This is a genomic window from Mycobacterium sp. MAC_080597_8934, assembly GCF_000523975.1.
In the GTDB taxonomy this organism is placed as follows: Bacteria; Actinomycetota; Actinomycetes; order Mycobacteriales; family Mycobacteriaceae; genus Mycobacterium; species Mycobacterium avium.
Genome location: NZ_JAOS01000004.1, coordinates 245450 through 257039, shown reverse-complemented (window position 1 = coordinate 257039; position 11590 = coordinate 245450). Strand labels below are relative to the sequence as shown.

7 protein-coding genes are annotated in these 11590 nt (G+C 71.5%); 4 read left to right on the top strand and 3 right to left on the bottom strand.

Annotation, left to right across the window (positions count from 1 at the left end; genetic code table 11):
• Positions 1-2: 2 nt before the first annotated feature.
• From NF20_RS03910 to NF20_RS03900, 3 genes are all read right to left on the bottom strand, one after another.
• Complete coding sequence (locus NF20_RS03910) at positions 3-2132, bottom strand: NAD(P)H-binding protein (RefSeq protein WP_033712995.1); 2130 nt, start codon at positions 2130-2132, stop codon at positions 3-5.
• Between the two features lie 131 nt (positions 2133-2263).
• Positions 2264-3748, bottom strand: a complete 1485-nt coding sequence (locus NF20_RS03905; RefSeq protein WP_011725094.1) for an acetyl-CoA acetyltransferase — start codon at positions 3746-3748, stop codon at positions 2264-2266.
• An 18-nt stretch (positions 3749-3766) separates the two neighbouring features.
• Positions 3767-6211, bottom strand: coding sequence for a CaiB/BaiF CoA-transferase family protein (locus NF20_RS03900; protein ID WP_033712997.1), 2445 nt, complete (start codon positions 6209-6211; stop codon positions 3767-3769).
• Positions 6212-6400: 189 nt separating this feature from the next.
• Between NF20_RS03900 and NF20_RS03895 the strand changes: the two genes are divergently transcribed.
• From NF20_RS03895 to NF20_RS03880, 4 genes are all read left to right on the top strand, one after another.
• On the top strand, positions 6401-7318 hold the full coding sequence (locus NF20_RS03895) for an undecaprenyl-diphosphate phosphatase (RefSeq protein ID WP_023861659.1): 918 nt from the start codon (positions 6401-6403) through the stop codon (positions 7316-7318).
• A 96-nt stretch (positions 7319-7414) separates the two neighbouring features.
• The gene (locus tag NF20_RS03890) at positions 7415-8263 is read left to right on the top strand and encodes an SDR family oxidoreductase (RefSeq protein WP_011725097.1); all 849 of its coding nucleotides are present in this window, start codon (positions 7415-7417) and stop codon (positions 8261-8263) included.
• A gap of 44 nt (positions 8264-8307) precedes the next feature.
• Entirely contained in the window at positions 8308-10722 is a 2415-nt protein-coding gene (locus NF20_RS03885; protein ID WP_023861660.1) for a phosphoketolase, read from the top strand.
• A gap of 103 nt (positions 10723-10825) precedes the next feature.
• The gene (locus tag NF20_RS03880) at positions 10826-11581 is read left to right on the top strand and encodes a CPBP family intramembrane glutamic endopeptidase (protein WP_023861661.1); all 756 of its coding nucleotides are present in this window, start codon (positions 10826-10828) and stop codon (positions 11579-11581) included.
• Positions 11582-11590: the final 9 nt, after the last annotated feature.

Below are 11590 nucleotides of genomic sequence, written 5' to 3'. Positions count from 1 at the left end.
GGTCAGCCCGCGGGGCGCTGGGCCGGCGATCCCTCGGCGCAGTGCTGCGGCGGCGTCCACCGGCCGTCGATGACCTCGGGTGGGCATTGCACCTGCAACCGCTCCCGCTCGGTGCGGCGGCGCTTGATCCGCAGCCGGGCATCGCCGGGCATGGTCACCAGCTCGTTGCAGGTCAGGTAGTACACGTCGTCGACGGCGTCGATCAGATCCGCCTCCACCCGCAGAGATCCCAAGGCGCGCAACGTCATTCGGAGCTCGTGGGTGAACCGCATGGTGGCGTCGTGGGCCAGCTCCTTAGAGCCGCGGGCGTTGGCCGCCAGCCGCTCGGCCAGCGTCGCCGGCGCGGCGGGCTCGGCGGGCGCCGCGGCGGCAGCGGCGGCGGCGCTCAGCAGCATCGCCGGGTCGTCGGCGAACGTCTGGCTGGCCAGCTCGGCGTCCCCGGGCCCGCGGTGTCCAATCCGCGCCACCGCGGCGTCCACGGCGGCGGCGGTCTTCGGCGCCAGCGCGCGGATGCTGGCGAGGTTGCCGTCGGCGGCCAGCGCACACAACGGCGGGTCGGCCGCCAACATCGCCGCCAGCTCGGCGGTTTCGGCTGCCACTAGGCCGCTTTCGGTGATCATGCCGAGGCCGGGCACACTCTGCCCGGCCTGGCTGCGCACCAGCGCCGCCGCCGTGATCCCGGTGTCGAGCAGCCACAGCGCGTTGAGGATCCAGCCCTGGTGGATGCGGTCGCGCAACAGCCGCAGCCGCACCTCCAGCGCGGCCTGCGGCAGCAATGCCAGTTGGGCGGCGTCCACCTGCTCGGCGACGGCGGCGGCGCAGTAGTCGCGGGTGTTCGCCCGCAAGTGCCGCAGCAGCGCCACCGACCGTCCCGCGGCCACCGCCTTGGCGATCGAGCCGAGCGCCCCGCCCGCCAACGCCGGCTCACCGAACGGCAGCGGATCGCCGACCTGGGGCCGGCCCACCAGGGCGTCGCGGGCGACGGCGTCCTGGTCCCAGCCGGGCAGCTGGGTGGCGGCGACCATGTTGACCGACACCCCGACATAGGGCCGGTGGCCGAGCACCGCGATGGCCCTGCTGTCCCATTCCTCGCCGACCGCGCCGCCCAGCGCGAGCACCCGGCCCAACACCCGGCTCGCGGTGCGCAGCCCGCTCAGTTGGACGTCGAGCGTGATCGGGGTGAGCGGCCCGGGCAGCGCATCGGTGAGCGCGGTGGCCGAAAACACCGGGAACCGCGGATCGATCCGGTCGTCGAATTCGCCTTCCACGCCTTCGGGCGCCGCGCTGTGCGCGCCGTTGCCCGCCCGCTGCGGCAGCACCTCGACGGGCAGCGCGAGCTGGGCGCCGTGATTGATCGCGCCCGCGGTGTCCAGCCGGCGCCCGACCAGCCCACGCGCGGTGTCGGCGACCGCGTCCAGCGCGTGCCAGCCGAACTCGAACAGCCAATCCTCTTGCGCGGCAGCAACATTGAGATCCGGAATCAGCTGCGACCAGCTGCGCACCCGGTGCAGCCGGGAACGGGGGTCGGTGGCGCGCAGCATCCGCCAGGCGGTGACCAGGTTGACGGTGTCCGGGCTGGCCAGGTCCACCACGCCGGTGCGGTCGGTGTCGAGGGCCGTCACCAAAAAGCGCATCAGGTCGTCGAGGTGCAGCACCCGCATCGGCTGCGCCGACACCTTGGTGCGCAGCACGGTGGCCACCGTGCGGCACACCATCCAGTCGAGCTGACGACCGACCGGCGGCGCGATCCGGACCACCACGCTGGGCCCCCAGCTCGAGGCCACCAGGTCCTCGGCTGGTCGATACAGCTCGGGCCGGCCGGCGGCCTGCGACACGAATAACAGCCGGGACCCGGCCCGGGCGGCGGCGTCGGTGACGCGCGCCAGCCCGTCCATGGCGGCGTTGCCGGGCGCGGTGGGGTCGATCGGGGCCAGGTGGATGACCGCGTCCGCCTCGTCGGTCAGCTCGCGCAACACCCGGTCGCGCAGCGGCGCGCAAACGAATTCGACGTTGCCGTCCAGGCAGGGGTGCGGCAGCTCAGCAATTCCGGTGACGGTGTGCCCGGCCGCGATCAGCTGCCCAGCGACCAGCCGCCCGAGTGCGCCGGTGGCGTCGGTAACCAGGATGTGCACCTGGGCTCACCTCCCCCAACCCTCAGCACTCAACAATAGGCAAATAGGCACTGGCTACGCGACCGTCGGTCCGGTAACGGTTCGATGACCGGCGGTGACGCCGGCGCCGGGGCCCGGGCCACTGCCCCGGGCTACTGCAGCGCCGCGCTGCCGTCGGCGGCGACGGCGACCTTGGCGCCACCGATGTCCTCGCGCACGGTTGCCTGCGCGGCGGCGCGATCGGTGACGACGGCCAGGGCGCGCGACCCGTCCGGGGTGCGCACCGCCAGGAACGCCTTCTCCGGCTCACCCTCGCGGTCGTGGGGCGTCGTCCAGGCCTCAACGGTGCCGACGCCCTCCCACTCGACCGCCGCATCGGTCGTCGGCTCCCGGTCGACGGCCGATTGGGTGTCCTCCCAACGGAATTCGGCCGGCGGTTCGGTGCCGTAGACGCCGAAGCTGTGCTTGGTCAGGTAGCCGCCGTTGGCGGTGATCAAACCACGCCGCCCGGGATTGGCCACCAGCAACTCGGCCATGGTGGCGATGGAGTGCATGACGTAGTTGCTCCACGGCCCGCCCGCAAACGTCAGCCCGCCGGTCACCGTGAGCGGTCGGGCGGGGTCGTCGAGGCCCAGCCCGAGTTCGGCCGCCGCCACCTGTACCGCGGAGGGAAAGCACGAGTACAGGTCCACGTGGTCGACGTCGTCGATGCCCAGCCCGGCCAGTTGCAGCGCCCGGGCGCCGGCGATCCGGATGGCCGCCGAGCGGTGCAGCTCGTGGCGTTCGGCGATGGACGCGGTGTCATGCGCATCCGTGCCCGCCAGCGGGTAGACCCACCGCTCGGGCGGGACCTTCAGCCGTCGCGCCTGCTCCACCGAGGTCAGTACGAGCGCCGCACCCTGGTCGACCATGTTGTTGGAGTTCATCAACTTGGTGTACGGCCAGCTGATCATCCGGTTGTGCGGCCCCGCCCGGCAGATGTCGTCGGCGCTGTGCGGGGTGCGGATCCAGGCGTGCGGGTTGTCCACCGCCACCGCGTTGAACCGCGCCCACAGCCGCCCGATGCGGGTGAGGTGGTCCTCGACCGACTCGCCGGTGGACACCCGCAGCGCCTGCTCGAACAGGGGGTAGACGTAGGCCGGCCGGTCCAGGGAGATCCTGATCTCGGCCTCGCCGGCCATCGCCACGTCTTCGCCGCTGACCTCGGCCATCGGCACCGAGCGGTCCTGCTCGGTCCAGACCAGTTTGCCGCCCTTGGCCCGCAATCCCCGTCGGGTGCGCCAGGTTTCGGCGCCGGCCAGCAGCACCACGTTGGCGCGGCCCCGCTGGATATCCAGGCATGCCTGGTTGACCAGCGATTGCGGCACGTTGCCGCCGACCGGGGTGTACAGCGTGCCGAAGTCGCGGGCGCCGATGCGCTGGCCGAGCAGCAGCCCGGGATCGCGATACTGCGCCGAGAGGATGTTGACCACCCGGATGGAATCCACCGCCTCGATCACCGCGGCGTCGGCGGCCCGCTCGACGGCGGCGGCCATCAGGTCGACGGGCTCGACGGAGCGGACCGCCGGGTCGATGTCGTCGCGGTGGTTGACCTGGCCGTAGCCGATCAGCACCGGGGTGCGGGGGTCGACGGTCATGCAACGAATTTAGCGTGGCTATGAATCCGGCCGGGCCGTCGGCCCCGGCGCCGGACCGGCCGGGTCGGCGGGCCCGAACAGCACCCGCTCGTCGATCAGCCGCCGAATGTCGGCGGTGTTCATGCCCAGCAGGTCGCGGCAGATCGCCACGGTGTCCTGGCCGGGCAGCGGCGCCGGGGCCTGGCGGGCCGGCGGGATGTGGCGAAACGGCGCCGGGCCGGTCTCGGCCGGCAGCGGGTTGTCGATCAGCGGATGCCGCATCGGGCGGTAGAGGTTGCGGGCGATCAGCTGCGGGTCCTCCAGGATGTCCGGCGGGCGGTTCATCGGGCCGGCCGGCACCGCGGCCGCCTGCAGCAGCTCGGCGGCCCGCACCGGGGTGCGGGTGCGGGTCCATGCCGAGACCAGCTCCACCAGCTCGCGGCGATGGGCCAGCCGCGCCTCCGCGGTGCCGAAGCGGGGGTCGTCCGCCCATTCGGCGTGGTCGAAAACCGAAGCGGCGCGCCGCCATTCGTCATCCGACCGGATCGAGATGACGCACCACTCGTCGTCCCCGGCGCAAGGGTAGACCGCGTGCAGGCCGGTGTCCGGGCGGATCTGGGCCACACCGGCGGCCAGCGCGGCCTGCGTGACATACAGCGTGTCGAGCTGGTTGACCACCACCTCGGCCTGCGAGATGTGCACGTGGGCTCCGGCGCCGGCCCGGTCGCGGTGGATCAGGGCGGCCAGCGCCGCGATCGCGGTGACCCGCCCTACCACGTGATCGGGGAAGATCGTCGTCGCGTCGTAGAACGCGTGCCGGCCGTCGTCGTCGTGTTCCCGCGCATCGTCGGACGTCCACAACCGGGTCACCCCGGTGGTGGCGCGCACCAGGGGGCCGTAGCCCATCCGGGTGCTCCACGGCCCGGTGTCGCCGAAGGCGCTGCTTTCGGCCAGCACGATCCGCGGGTTGATCGCGCGCAGCTGTTCGTAGGAAAAACCCAGTGCGGCAAGGGTTCCCGGTTTGAAGTTGGCGAACACCGCGTCGGCCTCGGCCACCAGCCGGGCGAAGATCGTCTTGCCCTGCGCGCTGCGCAGGTCCAGTCCCAGCGCCCGGTTGTTGCGGTGCGTCCAGGCGAACGACTCGCCCATGGCCTCGCCGGCGCGGGCCTGGCGCAGCCCGTCGGGGTAGTCCGCGCTCTCGACCTTGATGACGTCGGCGCCCAGGTCACCGAACAGCCGGCTCAGCTCGCCGCCGGCGACGATGATGCCCAGGTCCAGGATGCGCAGGCCGGCGAAGGGATGGTCGCCGAGCCGGCCCACCGGCGACGGCACCACCGACGGGGCGCCGCGCCAGTACGGTTCGTCCTGGCCGGCGGCGGGCACCGGCGCGCGAAAGCCCGCGCGCCGGCCGTCGACGACGAAATATCCGCTCGGCACGGCGGTGTGCACGCCGGGGACGAGTTCGGCGTCCGTGATGGCGCCCACCGCCTGAAAGTGGTCGGATCCCAGGATCTGCGACGGCGTCAGCACCGCGGCGATCGGAACCCCGTGCGCCTGGCCGGCGGCCACCAGATCCTTCATGGTCTGCCCGGCGAACAGCTTCTGCAGCAGCTCGCTGATCTGCGGCCACACCGCGAACCGCGCGCCGATCACGTCGTACTTGGGATCCTGGAAGTCCTCCGGCTCCCCCAGCCAGCGGCGCAGCCCGTGCCATTGCCGCGGCGCCATCACGCACAGCCGGACGTAGCCGTCCTGGCACGGATAGATCGGGTAGGCATCCTGGTTCTTCGGCCGGCCCCGCCACCGCCCGCTGCGCCGGATGCCGGCGGCGGCCTGCCCGTGCGCGCCGAACGCCGGGTCGAGCGCCATCACGACGGCGTCGAACCACGAGAAGTCGATGTAATCGCCTGTGCCGCAACGTAATCGGTTGTAGTATGCAGCGAGTGCGGCCCACGCAGCCTGAACGGCCGCGGTTGCCGACGCGATGCCGTCCGGCGGCAACACCGGAGTGCCGGTGGTGGGGCCGGATCGCGACAGCGCCCCGCACATCGCATACAGCACCGGATCGGTGGCGCGCCACGACGAGCGCGGGCCGGTGGCGCCGAAATCGGTGATCGACAGCACCACCAGGTGCGGGTAGCGGGCGGCCAGCTCCTCGGCGGAGGTGCCGAACATGGCGCCGCGCTCGTCGACGCCGGTGTCCACGACGATGTCGGCGTCGGCGGCCAGGTCCAGGAAGCGGGCGCAGTCCTCGTCGTCGAACGGGTCCAGCACGGTGCTGCGCTTGTTGGCGTTGTGCACGGCGAACGGAATGCTGGCGCCGCGCAGCGTGGGCAGCGCGTCACGCCCCAGGCAGCCGCCCGGCGGCTCGACCTTGAGGACGTCGGCGCCGAGGTCGGCGAACAGCCGGGTGACCGCGTCGGCGACGCCGTTCGACAAGTCCAGGACGCGCACGGCGTCGAGCAACCGGTCGGCCATCTGCACACCGTACCCGCCTGGTCAGGCCGCCGCGCGGCGGGCGTTGAGCGCGCCATCGGGATACCGCGCCGGCCCAAAATGCCGGGCGGGCAAGCTGTTTCGGCGCGCATCGGCCCTGCGCCGCTCGCCGCGGCGGGCGGTCGGCTATCGTCACAGGCCGATCCGCGACCTGTCGTCCGATGGAGGCATCCCCTTATGACCGCGCACCTGAGCTACGTCGAGGCCGTGGTGGTCGGCGCCTTCCAGGGCGTCACAGAGCTGTTCCCCGTCTCCAGCCTCGGCCACGCGGTGCTGGTGCCGGCGCTGGTCGGCGGGCGCTGGGCGCAGGACCTGAGCGTGTCGGCCCACCGATCGCCCTACCTGGCGTTCATCGTCGGCCTGCACGTGGCCACCGCGGCCGCGCTGCTGGTCTTCTTCTGGCGCGACTGGGTGCGCATCCTGGCCGGCTTCTTCTCCTCGCTGCGGCATCGCCGCATCCGCACCCCCGACGAGCGGCTGGCCTGGCTGATCGTGGTGGGCACCATCCCGGTGGGGTTGGCCGGGCTGGCGCTGGAGCAGCTGTTCCGCACCACCCTCGGCAAGCCCGTCCCGGCGGCGGCCTTCCTGCTGCTCAACGGCGTCGCGCTGTATGCCGGTGAGGTGCTGCGCCGACGCGTCGCGCCGGTGGCGGATGAGCCCGCGGTGCCCGACGCGGAGCAGCAGCACGGCGACGAGGCCTCCGACAACCGCCTCGCCCAACTTCCGCTGCGCCGCGGCGTGCTGATCGGCGCTGCGCAGATCCTCGCCCTGCTGCCCGGCATCAGCCGCTCCGGCATCACCATCGTGGCCGGGTTGTGGCGCGGCCTGTCGCACGAGGACGCCGCCCGCTTCTCGTTCCTGCTGGCGACGCCGATCATCCTGGCCGCCGGGGTGTACAAGATCCCGGAGCTGTTCGGGCCGCTCGGCGCCGGGATCGGTGGGCAGGTGCTGGCCGGCAGCGTCGCCTCGTTCGTGTGCGCCTACCTGGCGGTGCGCTATCTCACCCGGTACTTCCAGACCCGAACGCTGACGCCGTTCGCGATCTATTGCGCCGTGGCCGGCGGCGCCAGCCTGGTGTGGCTCGCGCTGCGCTGACCGGGGGCCACCGACCGGCCGCTTGTTGCGCGGGCCGACGCCGAGTGCTGTGCTTAGCCCGTCGATGTTGACACCCGTCAAGAATCTGGAGGGCAGATGGCAGACACCGCTTCGATCGGGCTGAAGGTGCGGGACAAGGTCGTCGTCATCACCGGCGGGGCCCGCGGGATCGGGCTGGCCACCGCGACCGCGCTGCACAAGCTGGGCGCCAAGGTGGCCATCGGCGACATCGACGAGGTGCGGGTGAAGGAGTCCGGCGCCGCGCTGGACCTGGACGTCTACGGGAAGCTCGACGTCACCGACCCGCACTCGTTCTCCGATTTCCTCGACGAGGTCGAGCGCCAGCTCGGCCCGATCGACGTGCTGGTCAACAACGCCGGCATCATGCCGCTCGGCCGGGTCGTCGACGAGTCCGACGCCGTCACCCGACGGATCCTGGACATCAACGTCTACGGCGTGATCCTGGGCAGCAAGCTGGCGCTGGCGCGGATGATTCCGCGCGGGCGGGGACACGTCATCAACGTCGCCTCGCTGGCCGGCGAGACCTACCTGGCCGGGGCGGCCACCTACTGCGCCAGCAAGCACGCCGTCGTCGGCTTCACCGACGCCGCCCGCATCGAATACCGCCGGTCCGGGGTGAAGTTCTCGGTGGTCAAGCCGACGTTCGTGAACACCGAACTGATCGCGGGCACGTCGGGCGCCAAGGGCGTCAGAAACGCCGAACCGTCCGACATCGCCGACGCGATCGTCAAGCTGGTGGCCCACCCGCGGCCACGAGTGCGGGTCACCAGAACCGCGGGCGCGATCATCGCCTCGCAGAAGTTCATGCCGCGCGCGCTGTCGGAGGGCCTGAACCGGCTGCTCGGCGGCGAACATGTCTTCACCGACGCCGTCGACGTGGAAAAACGGCAGGCGTACGAGGCGCGGGCCCGCGGCGAACAGTAGCCGGGGACGAGCATTCTTCACCGAAGGCGCGCAGAATCGGCTCGGTGAGCCTAGAAACCTCAACCACCACGCCCGCCGGATCTCCGCTCTCCGACCGCGAACTGGACCTCATCGACAAGTATTGGCGCGCCGCCAACTACCTGTCGGTGGGGCAGATCTACCTGCTGGACAACCCGCTGCTCAAAGAGCCGCTGAGCGCCGAGCACGTCAAGCCGCGGCTGCTGGGGCACTGGGGCACCACGCCCGGGCTGAACCTCGTCTACGCGCACCTGAACCGGATCATCCGCAACCGCGACGCCGACGTCATCTACGTGACCGGACCGGGGCACGGCGGGCCGGGCCTGGTCGCCAACGCCTATCTGGAAGGCACCTACAGCGAGGTGTACACCGGCATCGAAGAGGACGCCGAGGGATTGCGAAAACTGTTCCGGCAGTTCTCTTTTCCCGGCGGCATTCCTAGCCACGTCGCGGCCCAGACGCCGGGATCGATCCACGAGGGCGGCGAGCTGGGCTACGCGCTGGTGCACGCCTACGGCGCCGCCTTCGACAACCCGCACTTGGTGGTGGCCTGCGTCATCGGCGACGGCGAGGCGGAGACCGGGCCGCTGGCCGCCGGCTGGCACTCCAACAAATTCCTCAACCCCGTGACCGACGGCGCCGTGCTGCCCATCCTGGCGCTCAACGGCTACAAGATCGCCAACCCGACCGTGCTGGCCCGCATCCCGCACACCGAGCTGGAAGCGCTGTTGCGCGGCTACGGCTACCGGCCGATCACCGTCGCCGGTGACGATCCGACCGACGTGCACCGTCAGCTGGCCGCCGCCCTCGACGAGGCGTTCGACGGCATCGCCGCCATCCAGGGCGCGGCACGCGGCGGCGGTGAGGTGCAGCGGCCGGTGTGGCCGATGATCGTGCTGCGCACCCCCAAGGGCTGGACCGGGCCGAAGGTGGTGGACGGCAAGAGGGTTGAGGGCACCTGGCGGTCGCACCAAGTGCCGCTCGCCGAGACGCACGACAACCCCGAACACCGCGCCCAGCTCGAGGAGTGGCTGCGCAGCTACGGTCCCGAGCAGCTGTTCGACGACGACGGGCGGCTGCGGGCCGAGCTGCGGGCGCTGGCGCCCATCGGTGATCGCCGGATGAGCGCCAACCCGCACGCCAACGGCGGGCTGCTGCTGCACGACCTCGACCTGCCCGACTTCCGCGACTATGCGGTGCCGGTGTCCCGGCCGGGGTCGGTCACCCACGAGGCCACCCGGGTGCTGGGCACCTTCCTGCGCGACGTGATCGCCCGCAACAAAGACCGGTTCCGGATGATGGGGCCCGACGAGACCGCCTCCAACCGGCTCGACGCCGTCTACGGCGCCACCGACAAGGTGTGGTTGTCGGCGACCGAGCCCGACGACGAGCACCTGGCGCCCGACGGCCGGGTGATGGAGGTGCTCTCCGAGCACCTGTGCCAGGGCTGGCTGGAGGGCTACCTGCTGACCGGGCGGCACGGCCTCTTCAACTGCTACGAGGCGTTCGTGCACATCGTCGACTCGATGCTGAACCAGCACGCGAAATGGCTTGCCACCAGCCGGGAATTGCCGTGGCGGCGACCCATCGCGTCGCTGAACTACCTGCTGACGTCGCACGTGTGGCGCCAGGACCACAACGGCGCCTCGCATCAGGACCCCGGGTTCATCGACCTGGTCGCCAACAAGCGCGCCGAGCTGACCCGGGTGTACCTGCCGCCGGACGGCAACACGCTGCTGTCGGTGGCCGATCACTGCCTGCGCAGCCGCGACTACATCAACGTGATCGTCGCCGGCAAGCAGCCCGCGCTGGCCTACCTGGACATGGACGCCGCGATCGCGCACTGCACCCGCGGGCTGGGCATCTGGGACTGGGCCAGCACCGCCCGATCGATTGGCGCCGAACCCGATGTGGTGCTGGCCTGCGCGGGCGACATCCCGACGCTGGAGACGCTGGCCGCCGCCGACATCCTGCGCCGGGAGCTACCCGACCTGGCGGTGCGGGTGGTCAACGTCGTCGACCTGATGCGGCTGCAGCCCGACTCCGAGCATCCGCATGGGCTGCCGGACCGCGAATTCGACGCGCTGTTCACCAGGGACCGGCCGGTCATCTTCGCCTACCACGGCTACCCCTGGCTGATCCACCGGCTCACCTATCGCCGCGCCAATCACGCGCAGCTGCACGTGCGCGGCTTCAAGGAACGCGGCACCACCACAACGCCTTTCGACATGGTGATGCTCAACGACCTGGACCGCTTCCACCTCGTCATCGACGTGCTCGACCGGGTGGAGGGGCTGGCCAGTCGCGCCGCGATGCTGCGCCAGCGCATGGTCGACGCCCGGCTCGCCGCGCGGATGTACACCCGCGAGCACGGCGAGGACGACCCGGCGATCGCCAATTGGACCTGGGAGCCGAGCGAGCGGAACTCACGTAGTGAGTGACGGGAGCGAGACGACCCATTGGACCTGGGAGTCGAGCGGCGGAGATTCGCGTGACGGCAATCGCATGCCCCCTCGCGCCGTTGGCCGCCGGTAAACTGGCCGGATGCGTGACGCCACCGCGACAGCCGACCTGCAGGCGTCCCAGCCCCCCGGGTTGCACCGGTTCCGGATCCATCTCGACATCGCCGTCGTTGTGGTGGTGCTGGTCCTGACCAACCTGGTCGCGCACTTCACCACGCCGTGGGCGAGCATCGGCACCGTCCCCGCCGCCGCCGTCGGGCTGGTCATCCTGATGCGCTATCGCGGGCTGGGCTGGGCCGACCTCGGGCTGGGCCGTGACCATTGGAAATCCGGAGTGGGCTATGCGCTGGCCGCCGTGGCGGTGGTGGCCGCGGTGATCGCGATCGGGGTGCTGCTGCCGGCGACCCGGCCGATGTTCATGAACAACCGCTACGCCACCATCTCCGGGGCGATGATCGCCTCGATGGTTGTCATCCCGGTGCAGACCGTCATCCCCGAGGAGCTGGCCTTCCGCGGCGTGCTGCACGGCGCCCTCAACCGGGCCTGGGGCTTCCGCGGCGTCGCCCTGGCGGGTTCGCTGCTGTTCGGCCTGTGGCACGTTGCCACGTCATTCGGCCTGACCAGCGGCAACGTCGGGTTCACCCGACTGTTCGGCGGCGGGATGGTGGGCATGATGGCCGGGGTGACCGGGGCGGTGCTGGCCACCGGGGCCGCCGGGTTCGTGTTCAGCTGGCTGCGCCGGCGCAGCGGCAGCCTGATCGCGCCCATCGCCCTGCACTGGTCACTGAACGGGCTCGGTGCGCTGGCGGCCGCGTTCGTCTGGCATCTGTCCACCTGAGGGCCGAGG

Excerpts from the sequence above, each read along its gene's own strand:
- NF20_RS03890 (WP_011725097.1), top strand. The coding sequence starts at position 7,415 with ATGGCAGACACCGCTTCGATCGGGCTGAAGGTGCGGGACAAGGTCGTC.
- NF20_RS03905 (WP_011725094.1), bottom strand. The coding sequence starts at position 3,748 with ATGACCGTCGACCCCCGCACCCCGGTGCTGATCGGCTACGGCCAGGTC.
- NF20_RS03880 (WP_023861661.1), top strand. The coding sequence starts at position 10,826 with ATGCGTGACGCCACCGCGACAGCCGACCTGCAGGCGTCCCAGCCCCCC.
- NF20_RS03895 (WP_023861659.1), top strand. The coding sequence starts at position 6,401 with ATGACCGCGCACCTGAGCTACGTCGAGGCCGTGGTGGTCGGCGCCTTC.